Origin of the sequence: Streptomyces sp. adm13(2018), from assembly GCF_008042145.1 — a bacterium.
GTDB lineage: Bacteria > Actinomycetota > Actinomycetes > Streptomycetales > Streptomycetaceae > Streptomyces.
Genome location: NZ_RDBH01000141.1, coordinates 493,112 through 518,285, shown reverse-complemented (window position 1 = coordinate 518,285; position 25,174 = coordinate 493,112). Strand labels below are relative to the sequence as shown.

The following is a 25,174-nucleotide window of genomic DNA, read 5'->3' as shown; positions in this document are numbered from 1 at the left end:
CGCGCCCGCCCCGTCCCGGGTGCTGGGCCCCGGTGCTCCGGTGGCGCACCCCCGTCCCGGCCAGGCCCCCCGGGCCGGGTCCCGTAGGCGCGGTTACAGTCCAGACATGAGCAAGCCCCGGTCCCTCGTTCTGCCTTCCGGTACCCGTGTCCGCCACCTCGTGACCGCGCGCGGGGACTTCGCCGTGCTCGACTCCGGGCCCCGGGGCGAGCGGCGCGGGACCGTGCTGCTGCTGCCCGGGTACACCGGCAGCAAGGAGGACTTCCTCGCGCTGCTCGGTCCGCTGAGCGAGGCCGGTTACCGGGCCGTGGCCGTGGACGGGCGCGGCCAGTACCAGTCCCCGGGTCCCCGCGGCCGGGCCGGCTACCGCCGCCGGGCGCTGGCCCTCGACGCGGTCGCGCAGGCCTCCGCGCTCGGCGACGGCCCGGTCCATCTGCTCGGCCACTCGTTCGGCGGTCTGGTGGCCCGCGCGGCCGCCTCGCTCGCCCCGGCCGCCTTCCGTTCGCTCACCCTGCTCTCCTCGGGCCCCGGCCGGGTCGCCCGGCCGCAGCGGATCCGGGTGCGCGCGCTGCGCGTCGCCCTCGCGTTCCTGTCGAAGGAGCGGGTGTGGCAGGCGATGTGCTGGCTGGACAGCCGGGGCGAGGAGCCGGACACCGACGACGCGCCGGAGCTCGCGGGTTTCCTGCGGCGGCGCTGGATGCGGACCCGGATCGCACAACTGACGGGCGCGGGCAAGCTGCTGCTCAGCCGTCAGGACGGCGCGGCGGAGCTGGCCGCGCTGCGCATGCCGCTGCACATCGCGTACGGGGCGGACGAGATGGTCTGGCCGACGGCGGAGCTCGCGGCGGCGGCCGCCCGCACGGGCGCGCACCACACGGTCGTGGCGGGCGCCGGCCACTCCCCCAACGTGTCGCACCCGCGGGAGCTGACGGACCGCCTCACCGGCTTCTGGGAGCGGGCGGCGGCCCCCGCCGGCGTCGCCTCCGCCCGCTGATCCCGGCCCCCCGGCTGCCGGCGGGCGCGCTCAGAACTGCGCCTTGAGGTGCTGCCAGAAGCCGTCCCGCAGGGAGCGCCGGAGCCCCGCGTGGCCGCGCAGGGAGCGGCTGAGCAGCCGTTCCGCCTCGACGAGCAGGTCCTGGTCGACGGGGCCCGGCAGATAGGGCGCGCCCGGCAGCAGCTCGGCGAGCCGGTCCCGGCCGCGCTCGCCGAGCCAGGTCGCGGCGATCTGGGCGCCGACGAACCGCACCTCCTCGCGGGACGGCGGCGGCTCGCCCTCGTTCTCGTACGTCGTGACGGGGCGGCGGGTGACGTACGGGCGGCAGAAGTCGAGCTCGAAGGTGCGCTGGCTGTCGACCTCCCAGAGGAGCGCCTCCGCCTGGTTGCGGCCCTCGGCGGCCTCGATGCCCCAGAGGTGGACGCGGGCGCCGTAGCCCTGGGCCGCCTCGACGGCCGAGACGAGGTCCTCGTCGCCGCCGACGAGCGCGGCGTCGCTGATGGCGCGGTGGCGGGCGAGCGACTCCAGGTCGGTGCGGATGAGGGAGTCGACGCCCTTCTGCTGGTTGTTGGCGTTGAGGTTGCCGAGGCGCACCTTGACGTCGGGAAGCTCGGCGATGGCCTGCTGCTCGGGGGTGTGGATACGGCGTCTGGCACCGTCGTACCAGTAGACGCGGAGCAGTCTGCTGTCGGCGAAGATCGTGCGGGCCTTGTCGATGAAGGCGTCGATGAGGCCCTCCGCGTCGAGGTCGAAGGAGCGCCGGTCCTCGGTTCCCGTCACCAGCAACCCGGCCGCAGCATGGACGTAACCTGCGTCGACGAAGATGGCGTGGGTGGAAGGGGTCTTGGCGACCTCGGCCAGCATCCGCTGGAGGAGCTCGTTGGTGCGCTCCAGGCGCGCGTCGAGGGCGCTCAGGCGGGCGTCGGTCTCGGTCACCCGAGTGGTGTCTGCGTCGTTCATACGCGGCTCATTCTCCGCCGCTCGGGGTCCGGCCGCCACACCCTCCTACCCGCCAGTAGTTAGACATCCGAAAATTTTCCTTAGCGTAAGGAATGTTTGCAGGATGCATGTCGTTGGACCCATACGTAACGCAGTTCTCCATCAGGAGGATCAACTCAGACGAAGGGAGAAGCCCGTGCGCTTCGAAATCCTGCGACTCGACGACATCGACGGCACGCCCGTCGACCGGACCGTCGTGGACGCCGCCTCCGTCAACCGGATCGTGCAGCAGGCCGCCTCGATCGGCCAGCGCATCTGGATCCGCCCCGCCGAGACCTCGGCCTCGTAACAGGTCGGGTCCGCCTCAACGCACCGCGCCCCCGCATGGACTTCGCAGCAGCGGAATCCGTACGGGGGCGCAGTGGTGTCCGGGCGCGCTCGGCCGACGGGCCGGGGGCGCCTCCGGGCGCGTCAGGCGTTCTGGATCACCTGGGTCACGCCGTTGATGATCTGCTGCACCGCGATGGCGGAGAGCATCATGCCGGCGAGCCGGGTGACGAGGACGACGCCGCCGTCCTTGATGACCCGGATGATCACCAGCGAGTAGCGCATGGTCAGCCAGAGCACGACGTGCATGGCGACGATGGCGGCCCAGACGGAGACCTGCGCGGCCGCGCCGTCGGCGTTCTGGACGGCGAGGATGACCGAGACGATGGCGCCGGGGCCGGCGAGCAGCGGCATGCCGAGCGGGACCAGGGCGACGTTGACGTCCTTGGTCTGCTTGGGCTCGTCGGTCTTGCCGGTGAGCAGGTCGAGCGCGATGAGCAGCAGCAGGAGGCCGCCCGCGATCATCAGCGCGGGGACCGAGACGTGCAGGTAGTCCAGGATCTGCTGGCCGAGCAGACCGAAGACGCCGATGACCCCGAAGGCCACGGCGACGGCCTGCCAGGCCATCCGGCGCTGGACCTTGGCGGCGCGGCCGGAGGTGAGGGCCAGGAAGATCGGGGTGATCCCGGGGGGATCCATGATCACGAAGAGGGTCAGGAACAGCGAGCCGAAGACGGCGACGTCGAACACGGTGGGGTGCCTTGCGGGAGATGCGAACGGTGGGGTGTGGCCCGGCCCGCGGAATGTGGGATTCCGAGGGCGGGGCAGGAGGAACGCCGCCCCTCGTGACGGCACGGAGCCGACAGGGGGCGGACCAGGAAGAAGCGGAGCGCCGGGCGGACGCGGCCCGCACCGGGCGGACCTCGCGGCCGGCCGGGGGAACGGGCCCCCCGGAGGGACCCGGACTCGGTGGAGCCCGGAGACCGGCGGCCGCAGCGAGCCGGCTACGCGGGGGCGTACGACCTCGGGCCTGACGGACGCCGGGCCTTGCGGAACCTGGGCCGGACGAGCCCCAGGCCCGATAAGCCCCGGACCGGACCAGCCCCGGCCATGACCGGGCCCCGGTCGTACGCGCCTTGGGCCGTACGCCCCTGGGCCGGACGAGCCCCGGACCGGAAGGCTCCGAGCCAGACCATCCCGGGCCGGACCGGCCGTAGGTTGCCGCGCTCCGGGCCCGACGGGCCCTAGGCGGCGGGTCCCCCCGCGCCGGGGACGGGGAAGGCTCCCGCGGCACGGCGGGTGATCTCGCCGTAGATCTCGGGGTCGGTCGTGTATTCGCCGAGGCGGCAGGTCTTGCGGCTGCCGTGGTAGTCGCTGGAGCCGGTGGCCAGCAGACCCAGCTCCTTCGCGAGCCCGCGCAGCCGCGCCCGCGTCGCCTCGTCGTGGTCCATGTGGTCGACCTCGATGCCGTCGAGTCCGGCCTCGGCGAGCCGGGCTATCGAGGCCTCGGGCAGCACCTGCCCGCGCTTGACGGCGAGCGGGTGCGCGAAGACGGTGACGCCGCCGGCCGCCTTGACCAGGCGGATGGCGTCGATCGGGTCGAGCTCGTGCTTCCCGACGTACGCCCGGGCGCCGTCGGCGAGCCACTCGGGCGTGAACGCGCCGGACACGTCCCGGACGACCCCGAGCTCGACGAGCGCCTCGGCCACGTGCGGACGGCCCACGGAGCCGTCGCCGGCGATCCGGGCGACCTGCTCCCAGGTGATGGGGACGCCGAGGTCCTGGAGCTTGCCGACCATGGCCCGCGCGCGCGGGACCCGGTCGTCGCGGACGAGTTCGCGCTCGGCGAGGAGGGCGGGCTCCTCGGGGTCGAAGAGGTACGCGAGCAGGTGCAGGCCGATGCCGTCGATCCGGCAGGAGAGCTCGGCGCCGGTGACGAGGGTCAGCCCCTCGGGCAGCGCCGCGATCGCCTCCGCGTGGCCCCGGGTGGTGTCGTGGTCGGTCAGCGCGACGACGTCGAGTCCGGCGGCGGCCGCGTTGCGGACGAGCTCGGCCGGGGAGTCGGTGCCGTCGGAGGCCGTGGAGTGGGTGTGCAGGTCGATGCGCACGACGCGGTACTCCAGGGCTTCGGCACGGACGAGGGACGCTCCAGCATAACGGGCGAATCGAACACGCCCGTACGACAGGAGACGGCCGGAGACGGCCGGAGACGGCCGGAGACGCCCGGAGACACGCGCATCGGCGGCCGGGCCGGGGGGCGGGGACGGGCCTCAGCCCAGACGCCCGGAGACGACCGCGCCGGCGGCCAGGCGCGTACGGCCGGAGACGGCCGGAGACGCCCGCACCGGCCCCCGGACCAAGCCCCGCCCTCAGCCCAGCAGTCGCGGCGTCAGCGCCCCGCACGGCAGGAGTTCGACCTCCGCGCCGGCGTCCCGCAGGTCCGTCAGGACCAGTTCGTCGTACATCAGGAGGCCCGACTGCTCGGGCCAGACGATCGCCCACAGCCAGAGGCCGCGCGCCTCCCCCGCGAACACCGCGCGGTCCTCCGGGGCGCCGCTGACGTGCCAGAGCGCCGTCGGGCGTCCGGCGGCGAGGACCTTGGTCTGCGGGGGCTTGTCGATGGCCATGCCCGCCCCGGGGTCGGGGCCGTCGATGCCGGCGTACCGCGCGCCGAGGCCGACGCCGAGCTCCTCGGCGACCAGCAGCAGTTCGCCGATGCCGCCCAGGGGGCCGGGTCCCGAGCAGGCGACGGCGGTGGCGCGTCCGCCGCTGCGGTCGTCGCCCGCGTACGCGACTCCGGTGAAGAGCCAGCCGACGGGCAGGGGCCACGGCATCCAGACCGGGACGTGGGACCGGTGCACCACGACACCGAGGGCCTCGACGCTGGGCGGGATCACGGGCTGGAGCGGGTGCACCGAGCCGTGCACGTCACACTGCCAGGAGTCGGCGAAGAGTCCGGGCGCCCTGACCCGGCCACCGCACTTCGGACAACTGGGTTCGCCCCTCATAGGGCTCAACGGTCCTACCACCGGAGCCCCGCGTCAAGGACGATCACCGACGATCACCCGTCCGGCCCGTGGCGTTCACCCCGCACCACCCGACCATATAGATGTAACTTGCATTCATTAGCTTGTCTAACTTATTCTGTGTACATCGCAATCATCTCGACGCGGAGGAGCGGACCCATGGAGAGAGCAGAGGAAGGCTTCGGCGGAGGCGGCATCCTGCGCCAGCCCCCGGCGGTCTGGGCCACGGCCGGCGCGTCCGTCGTCGCCTTCATGGGCATCGGCCTGGTCGATCCGATCCTGCCGTCGATCGCCCGGGGCCTGGACGCGACACCCAGCCAGGTGTCGCTGCTCTTCACCTCGTACTTCCTCATCACCGCCGTCGCGATGCTGGTGACCGGCTTCGTCTCCAGCCGGATCGGCGGCCGCCGGACCCTGCTGGCCGGACTCGCGCTGGTCGTCGTCTTCGCGGCCCTCGCCGGCACCTCGGACTCCGTCGGCCAACTCGTCGGCTTCCGGGCCGGCTGGGGACTCGGCAACGCCCTCTTCGTCTCGACCTCGCTCGCCGTGATCGTCGGCGCCGCGGCCGGCGGCAGCGCGGCCGCGATCCTGCTCTACGAGTCGGCGCTCGGCCTCGGCATGGCCTGCGGGCCGCTGGTCGGCGCCGTGCTCGGCGACGCGAGCTGGCGCTACCCCTTCTTCGGCACGGCCGCGCTGATGGCGGTCGGCTTCCTCTGCATCGCGGTCTTCCTCAAGGACCAGCCGAAGCCGGCCCGCAAGACCTCACTGCTCGACCCGATCCGGGCCCTGAGCCACGGCGGACTCGCCTCGGCCGCGGCCGCCGCGTTCTTCTACAACTACGCGTTCTTCACGGTGCTCGCCTTCACCCCGTTCGTCCTGGACATGTCCCCGTACCGGTCCGGCGCGGTGTTCTTCGCCTGGGGCGTGCTGCTCGCCGTCTCCTCGGTGCTGGTGGCCCCCCGGCTCCAGCGGCGCTTCGGTTCGCTCACGGTGCTCGGCGGCTCGCTCGTGCTCCTCGCGGCCGACGTGGTGGTGCTCGGCTACGGCAGCCACACGACCGCGGTCGTCTGCACGGTCCTGTCGGGCGTGTTCATCGGCGTCAACAACACCGTCTTCACCGAACTCGCCCTGGGCGTCTCGGACGCGCCGCGCCCGGTGGCCAGCGCCGGCTACAACTTCGTCCGCTGGTTCGCCGCGGCGGCGGCCCCGTTCTTCGCTCCGAAGATCGAGGAGTGGAGCAATGTCCACATGCCGTTCGTGGTGGCCGGTGTGGCCGCGGCGCTCGGCGCCCTGGTCGTCCGGGTCCGCCGCGGCTCCCTCGTTCCCGCTGCCGTGGAGCCCGCCCCCGAGCGCGTCGCGCCGGAGGGTGCCGAGGTCCTCGCCGGCTGAGCGCGCCGGAGGCCGGCCGCCGCACGGGGTGGACCCGCGGTGGCCGGTTTGGGGTGCACGGCCCGGGCAACACGGGAGCCATGAGAGGCATCGACTCCGTCATAAGAACCGTGGCCCACGTCCTCGCCGGCATCCTGGTCGTGTGGATCGCCCTGGACCTGCTCGACGCCAACCGGGCGAACACCGTCGTGGGCTGGTTCCACAGCGCCGCGGACTGGCTCGCGGGCTGGTCGATCGGACTGTTCGACGTCGCCAACCAGACCCTCCAGGTGCTGCTCGACTACGGCATCCCCGCGGTGGTCTACGTGGTGATCGCCAATCTCGTCGCCAGCAGGGCCGTCGCCCGCCGGGCGTGAGCGCGCGCCGGTGGGCGGAGTCCCCGGACGGACCGCGAACGCGCGGAGCCGGCCCGGGGAAACCCGTCCCGTCCGGCACCCCGGACGGACCGCGGGAAGACCCGCGCCGTCGCCCGCCCTCAGTCGAGCCGGACGGACCCGCGCAGCGGATCGCGCAGGTCCGTGCCCTGCGCCAGCCAGCGCTCCTCCAGCGCCTGGGCCCCGTGGACCCGCTTCCACGCCGCCTCGTTGGCGGTCATCGGCAGCAGCGGCAGGAAGCGCACCGGGTCCATCGGCTCGTCCAGCTCCAGATCCTCGACGAGGCCCCCCGACCCGGCCACCAGGACCGAGCTGAAGGCGGCGCCCGGCCAGAGCGGGTCGCCGACGTCGAGCGAGGCGCCCGCGGCCACGACGACGCCCTCGACCTGCGGGGTCGCGGCGAGGACCGCGAGCGGGCGCAGCACCTTGTCGGTGTCGGCGAGACCGGCCCGTACGGTCAGGACGAGCTCGGCGCGCGGACCCTTCACGGGGTCGGCGAGCGCGGCGGTCGGATCGGCCATCGGCTGTGCGGACATGCCGAGGGTCGCGTACCGCACGAGGTCGCCCTCGACGAAGCGGAGCACCTCGATCCGGTCCGTGCCGAGGAACGTCACCGCGGCCCGCGCGTCAGGCTCCCCGAGCGCCGTCCGCAACCGGGCCTCGACCAGAGCAAGAACTTCTCCCATGTCCTGAGCATAAAGCGCGTATGGAACGGGCAAAGGACAGGATTGACCCTCAGTCGGCTGATAGTCTTGGCCGCTGGTCGGGAGTCCCGAACTCCCGACTACTCGTCACACGTCATCCCTCACGAGGGACCGGCCGGAGGAGGTGGGGCTGCGATGGACCGAAGTCGATCGGGCAGTACCAGCCGCTCTTCCGCCCCGCACCCGAGCCCGGTGCGTACGCACTTCCGGTGATCTCCGGCCCGTGTCGCCCACGGGGTCCGCCCTCTCCGGCATCTCGCACGACGGAAGAGCATCTCGCCTTTGCCTGTCTGTAGCGAACGCCGTCACCGCGATCCCTCGGTGCCGCCCGCTTTGTGGACGACGTAGCTCCACGTCCCCATTCCGGGCAGTTCCACGCTCGCCGACGGCTTCTCCGTGAAGGAGCATGCCCATGTCGATGATCCGTGACCTGCGCGCCGCCGTCCGTCCGAGCCTGCGGCACCCCCTGCGCAAGACCCCCACCACGTACACCTCGTACGACCCCACCCGCGACCACACGGCCTCCAGCGCCGTGGTCGACTGCGCCGTCTACCGCGACGGACGCCGGGTCGACGACCGCGAGTGCCTCACCCCGCGCGGCGCCATGAGCCGGGTGCGGGAGAAGGGCGGCTTCGCCTGGATCGGCCTGCACGAGCCGACCGAGGCCGAATTCGCGGGAATCGCGGCCGAGTTCGGGCTGCACCCGCTCGCCGTCGAGGACGCCGTCCACGCCCACCAGCGGCCCAAGCTGGAGCGCTACGACGACACCCTCTTCACCGTCTTCAAGACGATCCACTACGTCGAGCACACCGAACTCACCGCCACCAGCGAGGTCGTCGAGACCGGCGAGGTGATGTGCTTCACCGGTCCCGACTTCGTCATCACCGTCCGGCACGGCGGCCAGGGCTCCCTGCGCAACCTGCGGCACCGGCTCCAGGGCGAGCCCGAACTCCTCGCCAAAGGGCCCTCGGCGGTGCTGCACGCCCTCTCCGACCACGTCGTCGACGGCTACATCGCGGTCGCCGACGCGGTCGAACTCGACATCGACCAGCTGGAGATCGACGTCTTCTCGCCGGCCGCGAAGGGCTCGACGCGCGGTACGGACACCGGCCGGATCTACCAACTGAAGCGCGAGGTACTGGAGTTCAAGCGGGCCGTCACCCCGCTGCTCCGGCCGATGCAGCTGCTCTCGGAGCGGCCGATGCGGCTGGTCGACCCCGACATCCAGAAGTACTTCCGGGACGTCGCCGACCACCTCGCCCGCGTCCAGGAGCAGGTCGTCGGCTTCGACGAACTGCTGAACTCGATCCTCCAGGCCAACCTGGCGCAGGCGACCGTCGCGCAGAACGAGGACATGCGCAAGATCACCTCGTGGGCGGCGATCGTCGCCGTCCCCACGGCGGTCTGCGGCGTGTACGGCATGAACTTCGACCACATGCCCGAGCTGCACTGGAGGTACGGCTACCCGATGGTGCTGACCGGCATCGTCGCGATCTGCCTCACCATCCACCGCACGCTCAAGCGCAACGGCTGGCTCTAGGGTGTCGCCGGGGCATCCCCTAGGCTTCGGGCCATGACTGAAGAGCTGCTCGGGTCCGCCCTCGTCGAGGAGGCCACGAAGAAGTCCGGCCTGGTGTGGGTCCGCGGCACCGGCCCGGCCCGCGCGCTCTGGCACGTCTGGTCCGACGGCGCCGCGTTCGTCGTCGGCGACGGCCCCGGCGAGCAGCCGCTGCCCGGACTGGTGGACGGCGGGACGGCCGAGGTCACGGTCCGCAGCAAGGACAAGGGCGGCCGGCTGGTCGCCTGGACGGCCGCCGTACGGGAGATCGCGCACGGCACCGAGGAGTGGGGCGCGGCGGTCGCCGAGCTGAAGGGCAAGCGGCTCAACGCGCCCGACGGCGAGGCCATGACGGACCGCTGGGGGCGCGAGTGCCGCGTCCTGCGGCTCGACCCCCGCTCCTCGACCACGCAGCTGCCGGACGGCTCCCTGGCGGCCGTGCCGCTGCCCTCGGCCGCCACGACCCGCGACGCGGTGCCCGCCGGGCTCCCCCGGCTGCTGCTCAAGAAGCGCCGCGGACACCGCTGACCAGCCCGCCGCCGCGGCCGCCCGGGAGCGCCCCAGGGTCAGGTGCTCGGCAGCTGCTTGCCGTAGTCGAGGATCTCCTCCTGCGACGGCTCGGACAGCGGGAAGTCCTTGTTCCATTCGGAGAGCACGACGAGGCCCGCTCCCCCGCCCCGCGCGAACTGCAGCGGGTACGGGTCCCCCTGCAGGGCCACGTCGAGGGTGCCGCCCTCGCCGTCCGCGCCGCCCTTGACCTTGATCGTCCGGACCCCGCCGATCTGGTCCCGGTCGCCCTTGACCTTCTCGCCGTGCAGCCCGGTCAGCCCGGTGAGCAGCAGGTCCATGTCGGTGAACCCGCGCAGCTGCTTGTACGCCGGGTCGCCCTGCGGCACCTTCACGTACTTGTCGTCGAGCTTGTCGGCGGCCTCGGCGTCCGCCTCGCTGGGCTCGCCGCCGCCCTCCGCGCCGTGCGACCAGAAGTCCGCGTCCGCCTTCAGATAGAGCGCCTCGCCGACCCGCAGCAGCTCGAAGGTGCTGTTCTTCGTCGTCACCGAGCCGGTGGCGCCGTCCTGCCGCAGGCGCATGTTGAGCTTGAAGGTGTCGCCCTTGCTGACCAGGGTGCCGGAGAGCCGCACCGCGGCGGCGCCGTCCGCGGCGGCCCGTGCCTTCCCCTCGATCTCGGCCGCCGACAGCTTCCCGACCCCGTTGGTCCCCTCGTCCGGATCGGCGGCGCAGGCCGTGAGCCCCACGGTCAGCCCGGCGCAGAGCGCGAGCGGCACGACGGCCCGGTGGATACGCGACGACGCGGCACGAACTGCCATCGGCGCTGCCTCTCATGTCGTGGGGGGGGGGACACGGACCGCGGCCCTGCGGGGAGACCCGGGGCGGCGGCCCTCTGTGCTGCCGGTTGTCGCCGGTCGGACGGCCGGCGTGCCGGTGGGGACGGCAGACCGCAGCGTACCCGGGCCGGGCGGCGGGCCCCGCAGCAGCCGTACGGAGGTGCTGCCGGGGCGGTGTGGAACGGCACGGGCTAGCCTGAACGCGGCAAAGCTCTGCAATGACTCGATTCGTACGGCACCGAGGAGGCGCGTGGCATGGCGGCAGGCGCCCCCAGGATCTTCGTCTCCCATCTCGCCGGGGTCCCGGTCTTCGACCCCGTCGGCGACCAGGTCGGCCGGGTCAGCGACCTGGTCGCGATGCTGCGCGTCGGCCGCCGGCCGCCGCGGCTGCTCGGCATGGTCGTGGAGGTGCTCAGCCGGCGCCGGGTGTTCGTCCCGATGACCCGGATCACGGGCGTGGAGTCCGGCCAGGTCATCACCACCGGTGTGGTCAACATGCGCCGCTTCGAGGCGCGCCCCACCGAGCGCCTCGTCCTCGGCGAACTCCTCGACCGGCGCGTCCGGCTCGTGGGGCCCGGCGGGCAGGAGGGCGAGGAGGTCACCGTCCTCGACGTCGCCATCCAGCAGCTGCCCGCCCGCCGCGACTGGGAGATCGACAAGGTCTTCGTCCGCAAGGGCAAGAGCGGGGTGCTGAGCCGCCGGGGCGAGACGCTGACCGTCGAGTGGTCGGGCGTCACCGGCTTCTCCCTGGAGGAGCACGGGCAGGGCGCCGAGAACCTGGTCGCCACCTTCGAGAAGCTGCGCCCCGCCGACCTCGCCAACGCGCTGCACCACCTGCCGCCCAAGCGGCGCGTCGAGGTCGCCGCCGCCCTGGACGACGACCGGCTGGCCGACGTCCTGGAGGAGCTGCCGGAGGACGACCAGATCGAGATCCTCGGCAAGCTGAAGGAGGAGCGGGCGGCCGACGTCCTGGAGGCGATGGACCCGGACGACGCGGCCGACCTGCTGTCCGAGCTGCCGGAGGAGGACAAGGAGCGGCTGCTGACCCTGATGCGGCCCGACGACGCCGCCGACGTGCGCCGCCTCCTGGCGTACGAGGAGCGCACCGCCGGCGGCCTGATGACGACCGAGCCGATCGTGCTGCGGCCGGACGCCACGGTCGCGGACGCGCTGGCCCGGGTGCGGCAGCAGGACCTGTCGCCGGCGCTCGCCGCCCAGGTGTACGTGTGCCGGCCGCCGGACGAGACGCCGACCGGTAAGTACCTGGGCACGGTGCACTTCCAGCGGCTGCTGCGCGATCCGCCGTTCACCCTGGTCAGCTCGATCGTGGACAGCGATCTGCCGCCGCTCGGCCCGGACACCCCGCTGCCCGCCGTCACCAGCTACCTCGCCGCGTACAACATGGTCGCGGCGCCCGTGGTCGACGAGAGCGGGTCGCTGCTCGGGGCGGTCACCGTCGACGACGTGCTCGACCATCTGCTGCCGGACGACTGGCGCGAGACCGAGTTCCACCAGGAGGGTGCCGGGCATGGCGGCTGAGCGCACACAGGACCGCGAGCGGGACCGGGAGCGGGACCGGCCGGGTCCCCGCATCCGGCTCGACCTGCCGCGCGAGCGGCGGGCCCGACTGCTGCCGGAGTACGACCCCGAGGCGTTCGGGCGGCTCTCGGAGCGGATCGCCCGCTTCCTGGGGACCGGGCGCTTCCTCGTCTGGATGACCCTGACGATCATCGTCTGGGTGGTCTGGAACATCTTCGCGCCGGGCTCGCTCAAGTTCGACGAGTACCCCTTCATCTTCCTGACGCTGGCGCTGTCCCTCCAGGCCTCGTACGCGGCGCCGCTGATCCTGCTCGCCCAGAACCGGCAGGACGACCGCGACCGGGTCAACCTGGAGCAGGACCGGAAGCAGAACGAGCGCTCGATCGCGGACACCGAGTACCTCACCCGGGAGATCGCGGCGCTCCGGATGGGCCTCGGCGAGGTCGCGACCCGCGACTGGATCCGCTCGGAACTCCAGGACCTGGTCAGGGAGCTGGAGGAGCGCCGGGATCTATTCCCTCCGGCGGACACCCGGGGACGTGACGTACCCGACCGTTGACAGGCCTTTCATGGGCCGGTGGTCGGCGCCGTACCATCGTCGGTATGGCTATGGAAGACGCGGTGCTCGAAGCACTGGCGACGGTGAACGACCCCGAGATCAACAAACCGATCACTGAGCTCGGCATGGTCAAGTCGGTGGAGATCGAACCGGACGGCAAGGTCGCCGTCACGGTCTACCTGACCGTCTCCGGCTGCCCGATGCGCGAGACCATCACCCAGCGGGTGACCGACGCCGTCGCCGGTGTCGAGGGCGTCACCGCGGTCGACGTCGCGCTGGACGTGATGAGCGACGAGCAGCGCAAGGAGCTGGCCGCGGCGCTGCGCGGCACGGGCGCCGAGCGCGAGGTGCCGTTCGCGAAGCCCGGCTCGCTGACCCGGGTGTACGCGGTCGCCTCCGGCAAGGGCGGCGTCGGCAAGTCCTCCGTGACCGTGAACCTGGCCGCGGCGATGGCCGCCGACGGGCTCAAGGTCGGCGTGGTCGACGCCGACATCTACGGCCACAGCGTGCCGCGCATGCTGGGCGCGGACGGCCGTCCGACCCAGGTCGAGAACATGATCATGCCGCCGTCGGCGAACGGCGTGAAGGTCATCTCCATCGGCATGTTCACCCCGGGCAACGCGCCGGTGGTGTGGCGCGGTCCGATGCTGCACCGCGCGCTCCAGCAGTTCCTCGCGGACGTGTACTGGGGCGATCTGGACGTCCTCCTGCTCGACCTGCCCCCGGGCACCGGCGACATCGCGATCTCGGTCGCGCAGCTGGTCCCGAACGCGGAGATCCTGGTCGTCACCACCCCGCAGCAGGCGGCGGCCGAGGTCGCCGAGCGGGCCGGCTCCATCGCCGTCCAGACCCACCAGAAGATCGTCGGCGTGGTCGAGAACATGGCGGGCCTGCCGTGTCCGCACTGCGACGAGATGGTCGACGTGTTCGGCACGGGCGGCGGCCAGCGGGTCGCCGACGGTCTGACGCAGACCACGGGGACGACGGTCCCGGTCCTCGGCTCGATCCCGATCGACGTACGGCTCCGCGAGGGCGGCGACGAGGGCAGGCCCGTGGTCCTGTCCGACCCGGACTCGCCGGCCGGCGCGGCGCTCCGCGCGATCGCCGGCAAGCTCGGCGGCCGTCAGCGCGGCCTCTCGGGCATGAGCCTGGGCATCACGCCCCGCAACAAGTTCTGAGACGTGCCGAAGGGCCGCCCTCCTCCGGGAGGGCGGCCCTTCGGCGTGCCGTCAGGCGTACGCGTCGAGGTCCTTGATCTGGGCGAAGCCCAGCCCGTACGCGCTCATCCCGCGCCCGTAGGCGCCGATGTGCACCTCGCCCGCGGATCCGGCGAGGACCCAGCCGAACTCCGACTCGCGGTAGTGGAAGGGCACCGGCACCCCGTCCACCGGCAGCGAGAGCGTCGTCCACTCCGCTCCGTCGAGGTCGTCGGCCAGCTCGAAGGCCGTCTCGGTCTGCTGGTCCAGCCAGTTGTCCCGCGTCGCGTGGTCCAGCGACGGGGGCCAGGTGTGCACCAGCAGCCCCGAACCGGCCAGCCAGGCCGCCGACGACACGGTGGTGGCGTCGAGGACGCCCGTGCCGTCACCGGTCCGCCGGACCGGGCTCGCGGCCACCGTCACGACGACGGCGAACCGCTCCTTCTCCGCCCCGCTCACGTCCGTCTTTATCGACGGCGTCTCCCCGTGCCCGGTCGACCCGTGCTGCACGCTGCCGTCCGCCGCCGTCCCCACCTGCATCAGCCAGCGCGGCCCGGTGAACGCCTCGTCGAGGCCGTACCAGGGGAAGGGTGCGCTCAGGTACCCCTCGGCGGTCCGCCGGGCCAGGGGCACGCCCTCCACCCGACTCGTGGTCTCCATCTCGGCCGCCTCCTCGTTCCGTCAACAGAGGGAGGATAGCCACCAGGACGCGTCGAGTCGGTGACAGCCCGTCGTCAGGTCGCGTCGGAGTCGTACGGAGGACGCTCGTCGGTGCCCGGCTTGTCCTGCTTCTTGAGCAGGTCCGGGGTGCCGTTCGCGGAGGTCACGGCGCCGGCCGCGGCCGAGCCGTTGACGGCCGAGGTCTGCGGCTCACGGCCGTGGACCGCGTCGGCGACGTCGTTCATCTCCTTCTTGAGGTCGAAGCTGCCGCGCAGCTCCTTGAACCCCTGGAGGTCCTCGTTCTGCTCCATCTGCTTGCGGAGGAACGTCTTCGGGTTGAGGTCCTCGAACTCGAAGTCCTTGAAGTCCGGCCCCAGCTCGCTCCGGATGTCCTCCTTCGCGCTGTCCGAGAAGTCCCGGATCTTCTTGATGAAGCGCGAGACGTCCTGGATGACCTTCGGGAGCTTGTCCGGCCCGAAGACGAGCACGGCGAGGACGACGAGCGTCACCAGCTCGAGTGCGCCTATGTCGCTGAACACCTGGTAGCTCCTTCATGCCGGTCAAGGGCCCGGTCCACGGTACCCGCCCAAACTGCCGGACGGGTACCTCCCGGTGTCCGCCACATGGCGCTCAGGTGCCCTGGGACGAGCCGAGCGTCAACGTCTTTGTCAGCTCTTTGCCCCCGCGGGTCAGCGTGAGCTCCAGCCGGTCGCCGGGACGGTGGGCGCGGATCTTCACGATCAGCTCCTCGCCGTTGTGCACGCGCTGGCCGTCGACCTTGGTGATGACGTCACCGGGGCGGAGCCCCGCGGTCGCCGCCGGTCCGCCGGGCGTGACGGAGGCGGAGCCGTCCTTGCCCTTCTCGCCGACGCGGGCGCCGTCGCCGTTGAACTGCATGTCCAGGCTCACGCCGATGACCGGGTGGGTCGCCTTGCCCGTGTTGATGAGCTCCTCGGCGACCCGCTTGCCCTGGTTGATCGGTATGGCGAAGCCGAGGCCGATGGAGCCCGGCTGGGAGGCGACCTCGCCCTCCCCGTCGCCCGAGCCGCCGGCGGCGCGGATGGCGCTGTTGATGCCGATGACCCGGCCCTTGGAGTCCAGGAGGGGGCCGCCCGAGTTGCCGGGGTTGATGGGGGCGTCGGTCTGCAGGGCGTCGACGTAGCTGATGTCGCTGCCGTCGCCCTTCTCGCCGCCGGCGGTGATCGGGCGCTCCTTGGCGCTGATGATGCCGGAGGTGACCGTGTTGGAGAGGTCGAAGGGGGCCCCGATGGCCACGACGGGGTCGCCGACGCGGACGTTGTCGGAGTTCCCCAGGGGCAGCGGCTTGAGGCCGGAGACCCCGGTGACCTGGACGACGGCGAGGTCGTAGCCGGTGTCCTTGCCGACGACCCGGGCGCGGGCGGTCTCGCCGCTGGAGAAGGTCACCGAGATGTCCCGGGAGGACTCGGCGCCGTCCACGACGTGGTTGTTGGTGAGGATGTGGCCCTTGGTGTCGAGCACGAAGCCGGTGCCGGTGCCGGAGGAACCGCCGCCCTTCACATGCAGGGTGACCACGCCGGGCAGGGCGCTGGCCGCGATCCCGGCCACGCTGTCCGGGGCGCGGTCGGTGTCGCCGCCGTCCGCCTGCGGGAGTTCGACGGTGGTGATCCCGCCGTTCCGCTCGACGTACGCGCCGATGCCGCCGCCGATGACTCCGGTGACGAGCGCGAGGGCGAGGGCGCCGGCCAGCGCGAGCCCCTTGCGGGACTTCCTCGGGGGCAGCGGCGGGAGCCCGGCACCGCCGGCCGCCCAGGGGTCGTACTGCCCCCAGGCCGCGCCGCCGTGCGCGGGGTGCGGCGGCGCGGGCGGTACGTGGCCCTGCGGCGGCGGTACGGGCGAGGGATGGCGCTGTACGGGCGGCGCSGGCGCCCCAGCACGCGCCCGACGAGTACCGGACGCCGCCCTACGGCGGGCCCGGGCCCTGGGCGCCCGCGCCGCCCGTACAGCGCCATCCCTCGCCCGTACCGCCGCCGCAGGGCCACGTACCGCCCGCGCCGCCGCACCCCGCGCACGGCGGCGCGGCCTGGGGGCAGTACGACCCCAGACGCTCTTGAGGGTGCGCTGCGCGTCGGCCTCCGACTTGCAGCGGGCGCAGGTCGCGAGGTGGGCGAGGACCCGCTCGCGGGAGTCGTGGCCGAGTTCGCCGTCGACGAGCGCGGCCAGCCGGTCCCCGAGGTGGTGTTCCGCGGGGGTGGGTGAGGAGGGAAGTGTGCCGCTCACGCTGTGCCCGCCTCCCATCCGACGGAGGCCAGGGCACGCTCCTCCGCCCGAGCCTCGGGCGAGCGGTGCTTGAGGGCCTTGCGCAGGTGGGAGCGGCCGCGGTGGATGCGGCTGCGGACGGTGCCGAGCTTCACGCCGAGGGTCGCGGCGATCTCCTCGTACGACAGTCCTTCGATGTCGCAGAGGACGACCGCGGCGCGGAACTCGGGCGCGAGGGTGTCGAGGGCCTGCTGCACGTCGGCGTCGAAGTGGGTGTCGTTGAACACCTGCTGCGGGGAGGGCTCGCGGCTGGGCAGCCGCTCGGCGGCGTCGTCGGCGAGCGCGTCGAAGCGGATGCGCTGCTTGCGGCGCACCATGTCGAGGAAGAGGTTGGTGGTGATGCGGTGGAGCCAGCCCTCGAAGGTGCCCGGCGTGTACGTCGACAGCGAGCGGAAGACGCGGACGAAGACCTCCTGGGTCAGGTCCTCGGCGTCGTGCTGGTTGCCGGTCAGGCGGTAGGCGAGGCGGTACACGCGGCCGCTGTGCGTGCTGACGATCTCCTCCCAGGTGGGCGGAGTCCACGCCTGCGATTCCGCATCCGATGCGAAGGTCGCGGTGGTGGGAGCGGAGTCGGCGGTGCGGATTCGGTCAGCGGTGTCGGTCACGGATTTCGGCTCACCCGCCGACCTGAGAAGACGCCGAAGCACTCCTCCCCGATCCCCAGGCGCAGCCGCACCTCCCCTGTCGGCTCTGGTGGTGTCCAGTGGAGCCCCTACCATAGCCACCTCGCCCGTTAGCTCCGGATAAGAATCTTTACGCGAATTTGGAGCCGGGTCCCCCGGCTTCCCCCTCCGCGTCCTTCCCCTGGTGAACGCCCGGTCCCATCTGCGGGTTCCCGCTGACAGCGGATACAGTCACCGTTGCGTCAACTACGGGGACAGGAGAGGGCCATTACCGCCAACCGGCAGACGAGCTGGTCGTTCGCCGACGCCTTCGTCGCCGAGGACGAGGCTCTGCGCTGGGCCCGGGAGCGGGCCCGGGAGGCAGGGCTGCCCTCGGTGTCCCCGGGCACCGGTGGGGCGCTCCGCCTGCTCGCCGCCACGGCGGACGCGAAGGCGGTGGCGGAGATCGGCACGGGCACCGGCGTGTCGGGCATCTACCTGCTGCTCGGGATGCGGCCGGACGGCGTCCTGACGACGGTGGACCTCCAGCCGGAGCGGCAGCAGCTCGCCAAGACGGCGTTCCGTGCGGCGGGCTTCGCGGGGAACCGGGCCCGATTCATCCCCGGCCGGGCCCTGGACGTCCTGCCGCGTCTGGCGGACGGCGGGTACGACCTCGTGTTCTGCGACGGCGACCGGCTGGAGTACCTGGACTACCTCGCTGAATCGTTGCGCCTGCTGCGACCTGGTGGGCTCGTCTGCTTCGAGGGCGTCTTCGCGGACGGCCGCACGGTCGACTCGGGGGCCCAGCCGGCCGAGGTCCAGCGGATCCGCGAGCTGCTGCGCACGGTGCGGGAGAGCCAGGAGCTCATCCCCTCCCTGCTGCCGGTGGGCGACGGCCTGCTGTGCGCGGTCCGCCGCGGCTGAACCCGTCCCCTCCCCCGTACCGCCGCGGTCCCTCCCTGTGCCGGCTCCGGACACACCACTGCCCCGGCGCGGGCAGGCCGTGCCGGGGCAGTGGTCAGGATGCGAGGGAAGGGGTCAGCCGACGACCTTCTTCAGGGCGTCGCCCAGTGCCTCGGCCTCGTCGGGGGTCAGCTCGACGACCAGCCGACCGCCGCCTTCGAGCGGAACGCGCATGACGATGCCCCGCCCCTCCTTGGTCACCTCGAGCGGGCCGTCACCCGTCCGCGGCTTCATGGCCGCCATGCTTGTTCCCCTTCCTGAAACCAGCTCTTTGTCAGCCGGGCAGCTCCATGACCTGGAGCACGCGTCACCGGCTTCGAACACATTGCTTCCAGGTCATTATCCCGCATGGCAGGACCCGATGACCAACATCGAATGGCATCGCTTGCGCAACGCGCTCTCTCATAACCCCACATTTCGGCGATCGGCCTGCGATACTTCGCCGCTCGGCGTCGGCCCGGACCCGGCTCGGCCCCTGGTTCTTTGACGCAGCTCACATGGGCGGGGCGGGTGATGTCCGCCATGCTGTGCAGGTCAACCACGCGAAGAGGCGAAGGGAACCCCATGGCCGACACGGTGCTGTACGAGGTGCGCGACGGGCTCGCCACCATCACGCTCAACCGGCCCGAGGCCATGAACGCGATGAACGTGGCGGCGAAAGTGGCCCTCCGGGACGCCGCCGAGACGGCCGCGGCGGACCCCGCCGTCCGGGCGGTGCTGCTCACCGCGGCGGGCGAGCGCGCGTTCTGCGTGGGCCAGGACCTCAAGGAGCACGTGGGCCTGCTGACGGCGGACCACGAGAACGGCACCCGCGAGACCATGACGACGGTCCGCGACCACTACAACCCGATCACCCGGGCCCTCGCGGGGATGCGGAAGCCGGTCGTGGCGGCCGTGAACGGGGTCGCGGCCGGGGCCGGCTTCGGCTTCGCGCTCGCGGCGGACTACCGGGTGGTGGCCGACACCGCCTCCTTCAACACGTCCTTCGCGGGGGTCGCCCTGACCGCCGACTCGGGCATGTCCTGGACGCTCCCCCGGCTGATCGGCCCGAGCCGCGCCGCCGACCTGCTGCTCTTCCCGCGCTCGATCACCGCGCAGGAGGCGTACGAGCTGGGCATCGTGAACCGGCTGGTCCCGGCGGCCGAACTCGCCGCCGAGGCGGAGAAGATCGCCCGCAGGCTGGCCGAGGGTCCGACGGTGGCGTACGCGGCCCTGAAGGAGTCCCTCGCCTACGGCGCCGACCACTCCCTGTCCGAGGCGCTGGACAAGGAGGAGGAGCTCCAGAGCCTCGCGGGCGCCTCCGAGGACCACACGATCGCGGTCCGCGCCTTCATCGCCAAGGAGAAGCCGACGTACCTGGGCCGGTGACGGGACCGGAATCCCGTTCGTGCGGGTGAGGGGCGGGTCCACGGGATCCGCCCGCCGCCCGTCGGGGGCGGCCCGGCCTCAGCGGCCGCCCCGGGCCAGGCAGCCCTCCAGATGGTCGTCCACCAGGCCGCAGGCCTGCATCAGGGCGTAGGCCGTGGTCGGCCCGATGAAGCGGAGGCCGCGCTTCTTGAGGGCCTTCGACAGGGCCGTGGACTCGTCGGTCACCGCCGGGACGTCCCCGAACACCCGCGGGGCGGGGCGGGTCCCCGGGTCGGGGGCGTGCGACCAGATCAGCTCGTCCAGCGCGCCCGGCGCCCAGTCGGCCAGCAGGCGCGCGTTGGCGAGGGTCGCGTCGATCTTGGCCCGGTTCCGGATGATGCCCTCGTCCAGCAGGAGCCGCTCGCGGTCCGCCTCGCCGAAGCCGGCCACCTCGGCGATCCGGAATCCGGCGAACGCCGCCCGGAAGCCCTCGCGGCGGCGCAGGATCGTGATCCACGAGAGGCCCGACTGGAAGGCCTCCAGGCAGAGCCGCTCGAACAGCGCGTCGTCGCCGTGGACCGGGCGGCCCCACTCCTCGTCGTGGTACGCCACGTAGTCCTCGGTCGACAGGCCCCAGGGGCAGCGCAGCCGTCCGTCCGGGCCGGGCACCGGCCCGCCGGCCGTCACGCCCGGCCGTCCTCGGCGTCGCCGGCGGCGGCCGCTCCCGCGAGCGCCTCCTCCAGCTCGGAGATCCGGGCGTCCCGCTCGGCCAGCTCGGCGCCGAGGCGGACYAGCACGTCGTCCACGTCGGCCATCCGGTAGCCGCGGACCGCGACGGGGAGACGGAGCGCCTCGACGTCCGCGCGGTCGACCGGGCGGGCCGTCGGGAGGGGGTCGACGWGCTCCTCGGGCGCCACGTCGGGCAGCACCTCGCTGTCGCCGCCGCCGACCACGGCCAGGGTCACCGCGGCCACGACCACGACCATCGTGATGAGCAGAAACCAGAACACCTGCGTGCCTCTCCCCGGAGTGGAAAACGTCCCGTGCCGATCGTGCCATGCGCCACCGACGGCTAGGGTCGCAGACGAGGCGGGCGACGGGCCGCGAGGGAGGACAAAAGGGATGCTGCGCTTGGGACGGCGTGAGTTCGGGCCGCACGAGCCGGTGATCATGGCGATCGTGAACCGGACCCCGGACTCCTTCTACGACCAGGGCGCCACCTTCCGGGACGAGCCGGCGCTCGCCCGCGTCGAGCAGGCCGTGGCCGAGGGGGCCGCGATCATCGACATCGGCGGGGTGAAGGCGGGCCCCGGCGAGGAGGTCACGGCCGAGGAGGAGGCGCGCCGCACGGTCGGTTTCGTCGCGGAGGTCCGCAGGCGTCATCCCGAGGTCGTCATCAGCGTGGACACCTGGCGGGCGGACGTCGGCGCGGCGGTCTGCGAGGCCGGCGCGGACGTCCTGAACGACGCGTGGGGCGGGGTCGACCCGGAGCTCGCCGCGGTCGCCGCGAAGTACGGCGCGGGGCTCGTCTGCACGCACGCGGGCGGCGCGGAGCCGCGGACGCGGCCGCACCGCGTCGCGTACGAGGACGTCATGGCCGACATCCTGCGCGTGACGGTGGGCCTGGCGGAGCGGGCGGTCTCGCTCGGGGTGCGGCGGGACGGGATCATGATCGACCCGGGCCACGACTTCGGGAAGAACACCCGGCACAGCCTGGAGGCGACCCGGCGGCTCGGGGAGATGGCGGAGACCGGGTGGCCGGTGCTCGTCTCCCTCTCCAACAAGGACTTCGTGGGCGAGACCCTCGACCGGCCGGTGAAGGAGCGGGTCCTCGGGACCCTGGCGACCACCGCCGTGTCCGCCTGGCTGGGGGCCCGGGTGTACCGCGTGCACGAGGTCGCGGAGACCCGGCAGGTGCTCGACATGGTGGCGTCCATCGCCGGGCACCGGGCACCGGCCGTGGCCCGCCGCGGACTGGCGTAGGAACCGGTCCGCGCGGGGCGGGGTGGTGACGGAGGCCGTCGCTCCCGCCCCGCGGACCGCTACTTGCCCGTCTCCTTGGTCACCAGCGCCACCGCCTCGTCCACGTCGTCCGTGACGTGGAAGAGCAGCAGGTCCCGCTCCGAGGCCTTGCCGCCCGCGACGACCGAGTCGCGGAGCCAGTCCACGAGGCCCTTCCAGTACTCCGTGCCGAACAGGACGATCGGGAAGCGGGTGACCTTGCGGGTCTGGACCAGGGTCAGCGCCTCGAAGAGCTCGTCGAGGGTGCCGAGGCCGCCGGGCAGGACGACGAACCCCTGCGCGTACTTCACGAACATCGTCTTGCGGACGAAGAAGTAGCGGAAGTTCACGCCGATGTCGACGTGCGCGTTGAGCCCCTGCTCGAAGGGCAGCTCGATGCCCAGGCCCACCGAGACGCCCTTCGCCTCCCGGGCCCCCTTGTTGGCCGCCTCCATGGCGCCGGGGCCGCCGCCCGTGATGACCGCGAAGCCGGCCTCCACGAGCGCCCTGCCGAGGCGGACGCCCGCCGCGTACTCCGGCGAGTCCGGCTTCGTACGGGCCGAGCCGAAGACGCTGATCGCGCTCGGCAGTTCGGCGAGGGCGCCGAAGCCCTCGACGAACTCGGACTGGATGCGCATGACGCGCCAGGGGTCGGTGTGCACCCATTCCGAGTCGCCCTCGGTGTCGAGCAGCCGCTGGTCCGTGGTGCCCGGCTGGACCTGGTCCCTGCGCCTGAGCACCGGCCCGAGCCGCTGCTCCTCCGGCTTCGTCTCCCCCTCGGGGATACCCATGGCCTGCTCCCTCCGTCGATCCAACGATCTTCTGGTCCGGTCAGAGTAGGACCACAGAGGTGACGAAACGCGAAATTACGGAAGTCGGGACGTGGGAAGTCCGGAGGTTCAGGCGGTCAGCCAGTCGCGGAGCCGTGCCTCGCAGTGGTGGATGCGGTCGACGGGCACGTGCTCGTCCCGCTTGTGCGCGTAGATCGGATCGCCCGGTCCGTAGTTGACCGCGGGCACTCCGAGGGCGCTGAACCGGGAGACGTCGGTCCAGCCGAACTTGGGCTGGGCGCTGCCGCCGACGGCCTTCATGAAGGCCTCCGCCGCCGGGTGGGAGAGACCGGGCAGGGCGCCGGGGCTCTCGTCGTCGACCTCGAACTCGGCGATGTCGCAGTCGGCGAAGAACGCGCGGACGTACGCCAGGGCCTCGGCCGGGGAGCGGTCGGGGGCGTAGCGGTAGTTGACCGTGACCGTGCAGGCGTCGGGGATGACGTTGGTGGCGACGCCGCCCTGGATCGCCACGGCGTTGAGGCCCTCGTGGTACTCCAGGCCGTCGATGACCGGCTTGCGCGGCTCGTACGCGGCGAGGCGGGCGAGGATCGGGGCGGCGGTGTGGATGGCGTTGGAGCCCATCCAGGAGCGCGCGGAGTGGGCCCGCTCGCCGGCGGTGTGCAGGATCACGCGCAGGGTGCCCTGGCAGCCGCCCTCGACCTGGGCGTCGGAGGGCTCCAGGAGGACGGCGAAGTCGCCCTCCAGCCAGTCGGGGTGCGCGGCGGCGATCTTGCCGAGGCCGTTGAGGTCGGCGGCGACCTCCTCGTTGTCGTAGAAGACGAACGTGAGGTCGCGGTTGGGCTCGGGGACGGTGGCGGCGATCCGCAGCTGGACGGCGACCCCGGACTTCATGTCGGAGGTGCCGCAGCCCCACAGGACGCCGTTCTCGTCGAGGCGCGAGGGCACGTTGTCGGCGATCGGCACGGTGTCGATGTGACCGGCGAGGACGACCCGCTCGCCGCGGCCGAGGCGGGTGCGGGCCACGACGTTGTTCCCGTACCGGTCGACGGTGAGGTGCGGCAGACCGCGCAGGGCCTGCTCGATGGCGTCCGCGAGCGGCTGCTCGGTCCCGCTGACGGAGCGGAAGTCGACCAGGTCGGCGGTGAGCTGGGCCCCGTCGCGGGACAGGTCGAGGGGCGCGTCGAGCGGAGTGATGTCAGCCATGTGCCGACCCTAACGCGGCCTCCAGTACGGTGGGCCCCGTGTCCGAGCCCATCCGCCCCCGCCGTCGCGGTCGCCTCGCCCGTTCCGCGGCCGCCCTCGCCGCGCTCCTCGGCCTCGCCTCGTACGTGGCCTTCCACCAGCTGACGGGGAGTACCGGCACGCCCCGGTGCAGTGTGGGCACGGGGGACAACCGGTACGAGTTCACTCCGGAGCAGGCGTCGAACGCCGCCATGATCTCCGCCGTGGGCACCAGCCGGGGCCTGCCGGAGCGGGCGGTGACCATCGCCCTCGCGACGGCGCTCCAGGAGTCGGCGCTGCGGAACATCGAGCACGGCGACCGGGACTCGCTCGGCCTCTTCCAGCAGCGGCCCTCGATGGGCTGGGGGACGCCGGCACAGATCATGGACCCGGTGTACGCGTCGGGGAAGTTCTACGACGGCCTGGAGAAGGTCCCGGGGTACTCGCGGCTGCCGCTGACGGTGGCGGCGCAGAAGGTGCAGAAGAGCGGCTTCCCGCAGGCGTACGCCAAGCACGAGCCGGACGCCACCCTCCTCGCGGCCGCGCTGACGGGCCGTTCCCCGGCCGCGCTCGTCTGTACGGCGAGCGAGGCCGAGGGCCGGCCGGGCGATCCCGAGAAGGTGCGCGCGGAGCTGGTCCGGGCCTTCGGCGAGAAGGCGGCCCCGACGTCCGTGACGGGCGGCCCGAGCGCGGGCCGGTCGGCGGCCGAGCCGCCGGTGCTCGTGGTGCCGGTCGGGCCGGCGGCCGGGTTCCGGGACGCCGCCTCGGACGGCCGGCGCGGCTGGGAGCTGGCGCAGTGGGCGGTGGCGCGGGCGGAGACGCTGCGCATCACCGAGGTCGCGTACGGGGGCCGGGTGTGGCGCGCGGGTGAGGCACGCGGGGGCTGGGCGAAACTCTCGGGCGCCCCGAAGCCGGCCGAGACCTCGGGCGCACCGGCCGCGGGCGCGGAGTCGGTCCGCGTACGACTGGCCCAGTAGCGACCGGGATCGCTCCGTAGCGGCCCGACTCGCTCCGTAGCGGCGCGGCCCACTCCGCAGCCGTCCGGCTCGCTCGGCGCCTCGGCTCGCCCCGCAGTCGCCCGACTCGCCCCATGGCGGCCCGACTCACTCCGTAGCCGCCCCACTCGCCCCCCTGACCGCCCGCGGCTCTCCGTGCCCGGGCGGGCGGCGGTCCAGGACCGGGCGGCAGCCGAACCGCGGCCTCTTCGTGGCCGATCACCCGTGCGGCGATTCACTCGCCCGTGGCATGCCGCCGACGCGCGTCCCGGGGAATTCGCGACCTTTCCGCGCCCGGTTTCCCACCCCGCGCCCCGACCCCTCAATCACCGTGCACCGTAAGGGAAG

Annotated in this window: 28 protein-coding genes; 13 read left to right on the top strand and 15 right to left on the bottom strand. The window is 72.8% G+C overall.

Features of this window, described 5'->3' with window-relative positions; all coding sequences use genetic code 11:
- The first annotated feature begins 106 nt into the window (after window positions 1-106).
- Window positions 107-994, top strand: coding sequence for an alpha/beta fold hydrolase (locus EAO70_RS30470; protein WP_148006058.1), 888 nt, complete (start codon window positions 107-109; stop codon window positions 992-994).
- Window positions 995-1,024: 30 nt separating this feature from the next.
- On the opposite strand, the gene EAO70_RS30465 is transcribed toward EAO70_RS30470, so the two are convergent.
- The gene (locus tag EAO70_RS30465; RefSeq protein ID WP_148006057.1) at window positions 1,025-1,954 is read right to left on the bottom strand and encodes an NYN domain-containing protein; all 930 of its coding nucleotides are present in this window, start codon (window positions 1,952-1,954) and stop codon (window positions 1,025-1,027) included.
- Window positions 1,955-2,129: 175 nt separating this feature from the next.
- On the opposite strand from EAO70_RS30465, the gene EAO70_RS30460 reads away from it, so the two are divergent.
- Window positions 2,130-2,282 carry a hypothetical protein gene (locus tag EAO70_RS30460; protein ID WP_086024648.1) on the top strand — a complete coding sequence of 51 codons (153 nt, stop codon included), beginning with the start codon at window positions 2,130-2,132 and terminating at the stop codon, window positions 2,280-2,282.
- A 122-nt stretch (window positions 2,283-2,404) separates the two neighbouring features.
- Here EAO70_RS30460 and EAO70_RS30455 read toward each other — a convergent pair whose 3' ends face one another.
- The 3 genes from EAO70_RS30455 to EAO70_RS30445 all read right to left on the bottom strand — a co-directional run bounded on the left by EAO70_RS30455 (window position 2,405) and on the right by EAO70_RS30445 (window position 5,268).
- Window positions 2,405-3,010, bottom strand: coding sequence for a MarC family protein (locus EAO70_RS30455; protein WP_148006056.1), 606 nt, complete (start codon window positions 3,008-3,010; stop codon window positions 2,405-2,407).
- Between the two features lie 494 nt (window positions 3,011-3,504).
- Window positions 3,505-4,368: a PHP domain-containing protein gene (locus EAO70_RS30450; protein WP_148006055.1), complete on the bottom strand. Its 864-nt coding sequence runs from the start codon at window positions 4,366-4,368 to the stop codon at window positions 3,505-3,507.
- Window positions 4,369-4,629: 261 nt separating this feature from the next.
- Window positions 4,630-5,268 (bottom strand): DUF6758 family protein, encoded by a 639-nt coding sequence (locus tag EAO70_RS30445; RefSeq protein WP_148006054.1) that lies wholly within the window; start codon window positions 5,266-5,268, stop codon window positions 4,630-4,632.
- Window positions 5,269-5,445: 177 nt separating this feature from the next.
- Between EAO70_RS30445 and EAO70_RS30440 the strand changes: the two genes are divergently transcribed.
- Window positions 5,446-6,675 (top strand): MFS transporter, encoded by a 1,230-nt coding sequence (locus EAO70_RS30440; protein WP_148006053.1) that lies wholly within the window; start codon window positions 5,446-5,448, stop codon window positions 6,673-6,675.
- 80 nt (window positions 6,676-6,755) lie between these two features.
- Complete coding sequence (locus EAO70_RS30435; protein WP_148006052.1) at window positions 6,756-7,031, top strand: hypothetical protein; 276 nt, start codon at window positions 6,756-6,758, stop codon at window positions 7,029-7,031.
- Between the two features lie 119 nt (window positions 7,032-7,150).
- Here EAO70_RS30435 and EAO70_RS30430 read toward each other — a convergent pair whose 3' ends face one another.
- On the bottom strand, window positions 7,151-7,735 hold the full coding sequence (locus EAO70_RS30430; RefSeq protein WP_148006051.1) for a suppressor of fused domain protein: 585 nt from the start codon (window positions 7,733-7,735) through the stop codon (window positions 7,151-7,153).
- A 430-nt stretch (window positions 7,736-8,165) separates the two neighbouring features.
- Between EAO70_RS30430 and EAO70_RS30420 the strand changes: the two genes are divergently transcribed.
- Together EAO70_RS30420 and EAO70_RS30415 are read left to right on the top strand one after the other, a co-directional pair.
- Window positions 8,166-9,293 (top strand): magnesium and cobalt transport protein CorA, encoded by a 1,128-nt coding sequence (locus EAO70_RS30420; protein WP_148006050.1) that lies wholly within the window; start codon window positions 8,166-8,168, stop codon window positions 9,291-9,293.
- Window positions 9,294-9,326: 33 nt separating this feature from the next.
- On the top strand, window positions 9,327-9,839 hold the full coding sequence (locus tag EAO70_RS30415) for a hypothetical protein (protein WP_148006049.1): 513 nt from the start codon (window positions 9,327-9,329) through the stop codon (window positions 9,837-9,839).
- A 38-nt stretch (window positions 9,840-9,877) separates the two neighbouring features.
- Here EAO70_RS30415 and EAO70_RS30410 read toward each other — a convergent pair whose 3' ends face one another.
- Window positions 9,878-10,636, bottom strand: a complete 759-nt coding sequence (locus tag EAO70_RS30410; RefSeq protein ID WP_148006048.1) for a hypothetical protein — start codon at window positions 10,634-10,636, stop codon at window positions 9,878-9,880.
- A 273-nt stretch (window positions 10,637-10,909) separates the two neighbouring features.
- Here EAO70_RS30410 and EAO70_RS30405 point away from each other — a divergent pair, with 273 nt between their 5' ends.
- From EAO70_RS30405 to EAO70_RS30395, 3 genes are read left to right on the top strand one after another with little or no spacing between them, the layout of a single operon-like run.
- On the top strand, window positions 10,910-12,193 hold the full coding sequence (locus tag EAO70_RS30405; protein WP_148006047.1) for a magnesium transporter MgtE N-terminal domain-containing protein: 1,284 nt from the start codon (window positions 10,910-10,912) through the stop codon (window positions 12,191-12,193).
- A complete protein-coding gene (locus tag EAO70_RS30400; RefSeq protein WP_148006046.1) occupies window positions 12,183-12,752 on the top strand; it encodes a DUF1003 domain-containing protein in 570 nt (189 codons plus the stop codon). The genes EAO70_RS30405 and EAO70_RS30400 overlap by 11 nt, the downstream gene beginning before the upstream one ends.
- A 44-nt stretch (window positions 12,753-12,796) precedes the next feature.
- Window positions 12,797-13,930, top strand: a complete 1,134-nt coding sequence (locus EAO70_RS30395) for an Mrp/NBP35 family ATP-binding protein (protein WP_148006045.1) — start codon at window positions 12,797-12,799, stop codon at window positions 13,928-13,930.
- A gap of 51 nt (window positions 13,931-13,981) precedes the next feature.
- On the opposite strand, the gene EAO70_RS30390 is transcribed toward EAO70_RS30395, so the two are convergent.
- The 4 genes from EAO70_RS30390 to sigE all read right to left on the bottom strand — a co-directional run bounded on the left by EAO70_RS30390 (window position 13,982) and on the right by sigE (window position 17,625).
- Window positions 13,982-14,608 (bottom strand): hypothetical protein, encoded by a 627-nt coding sequence (locus EAO70_RS30390; protein WP_148006044.1) that lies wholly within the window; start codon window positions 14,606-14,608, stop codon window positions 13,982-13,984.
- A 74-nt stretch (window positions 14,609-14,682) separates the two neighbouring features.
- Window positions 14,683-15,147 carry a sec-independent translocase gene (locus EAO70_RS30385; protein WP_148006043.1) on the bottom strand — a complete coding sequence of 155 codons (465 nt, stop codon included), beginning with the start codon at window positions 15,145-15,147 and terminating at the stop codon, window positions 14,683-14,685.
- Window positions 15,148-15,238: 91 nt separating this feature from the next.
- A complete protein-coding gene (locus tag EAO70_RS30380) occupies window positions 15,239-16,867 on the bottom strand; it encodes a trypsin-like peptidase domain-containing protein (protein ID WP_187284101.1) in 1,629 nt (542 codons plus the stop codon).
- The gene (sigE, locus tag EAO70_RS30375) at window positions 16,864-17,625 is read right to left on the bottom strand and encodes an RNA polymerase sigma factor SigE (RefSeq protein ID WP_148006041.1); all 762 of its coding nucleotides are present in this window, start codon (window positions 17,623-17,625) and stop codon (window positions 16,864-16,866) included. Before sigE ends, EAO70_RS30380 begins: the two co-directional genes overlap by 4 nt.
- A 141-nt stretch (window positions 17,626-17,766) precedes the next feature.
- Between sigE and EAO70_RS30370 the strand changes: the two genes are divergently transcribed.
- Window positions 17,767-18,432, top strand: a complete 666-nt coding sequence (locus tag EAO70_RS30370) for an O-methyltransferase (protein WP_148006040.1) — start codon at window positions 17,767-17,769, stop codon at window positions 18,430-18,432.
- Between the two features lie 114 nt (window positions 18,433-18,546).
- Here the strand turns inward: EAO70_RS30370 and EAO70_RS30365 are convergent, their stop codons facing one another.
- Window positions 18,547-18,714 (bottom strand): DUF3117 domain-containing protein, encoded by a 168-nt coding sequence (locus EAO70_RS30365; protein WP_009997451.1) that lies wholly within the window; start codon window positions 18,712-18,714, stop codon window positions 18,547-18,549.
- 321 nt (window positions 18,715-19,035) lie between these two features.
- Here EAO70_RS30365 and EAO70_RS30360 point away from each other — a divergent pair, with 321 nt between their 5' ends.
- Window positions 19,036-19,839, top strand: coding sequence for an enoyl-CoA hydratase/isomerase family protein (locus EAO70_RS30360; RefSeq protein ID WP_148006039.1), 804 nt, complete (start codon window positions 19,036-19,038; stop codon window positions 19,837-19,839).
- Window positions 19,840-19,917: 78 nt separating this feature from the next.
- On the opposite strand, the gene EAO70_RS30355 is transcribed toward EAO70_RS30360, so the two are convergent.
- Both EAO70_RS30355 and EAO70_RS30350 read right to left on the bottom strand, forming a co-directional pair.
- Window positions 19,918-20,505, bottom strand: a complete 588-nt coding sequence (locus EAO70_RS30355) for a DNA-3-methyladenine glycosylase I (RefSeq protein ID WP_148006038.1) — start codon at window positions 20,503-20,505, stop codon at window positions 19,918-19,920.
- Window positions 20,502-20,828 carry a hypothetical protein gene (locus EAO70_RS30350; protein WP_148006037.1) on the bottom strand — a complete coding sequence of 109 codons (327 nt, stop codon included), beginning with the start codon at window positions 20,826-20,828 and terminating at the stop codon, window positions 20,502-20,504. Before EAO70_RS30350 ends, EAO70_RS30355 begins: the two co-directional genes overlap by 4 nt.
- Before the next feature lie 112 nt (window positions 20,829-20,940).
- Here EAO70_RS30350 and folP point away from each other — a divergent pair, with 112 nt between their 5' ends.
- A complete protein-coding gene (gene folP / locus EAO70_RS30345; protein ID WP_148006036.1) occupies window positions 20,941-21,801 on the top strand; it encodes a dihydropteroate synthase in 861 nt (286 codons plus the stop codon).
- A 59-nt stretch (window positions 21,802-21,860) separates the two neighbouring features.
- Here folP and EAO70_RS30340 read toward each other — a convergent pair whose 3' ends face one another.
- Window positions 21,861-22,610 carry a TIGR00730 family Rossman fold protein gene (locus tag EAO70_RS30340; protein ID WP_148006035.1) on the bottom strand — a complete coding sequence of 250 codons (750 nt, stop codon included), beginning with the start codon at window positions 22,608-22,610 and terminating at the stop codon, window positions 21,861-21,863.
- Between the two features lie 108 nt (window positions 22,611-22,718).
- Window positions 22,719-23,813, bottom strand: a complete 1,095-nt coding sequence (gene dapE, locus EAO70_RS30335; protein ID WP_148006034.1) for a succinyl-diaminopimelate desuccinylase — start codon at window positions 23,811-23,813, stop codon at window positions 22,719-22,721.
- 29 nt (window positions 23,814-23,842) lie between these two features.
- Here dapE and EAO70_RS30330 point away from each other — a divergent pair, with 29 nt between their 5' ends.
- Window positions 23,843-24,808 carry a hypothetical protein gene (locus EAO70_RS30330; RefSeq protein WP_148006033.1) on the top strand — a complete coding sequence of 322 codons (966 nt, stop codon included), beginning with the start codon at window positions 23,843-23,845 and terminating at the stop codon, window positions 24,806-24,808.
- Window positions 24,809-25,174: the final 366 nt, after the last annotated feature.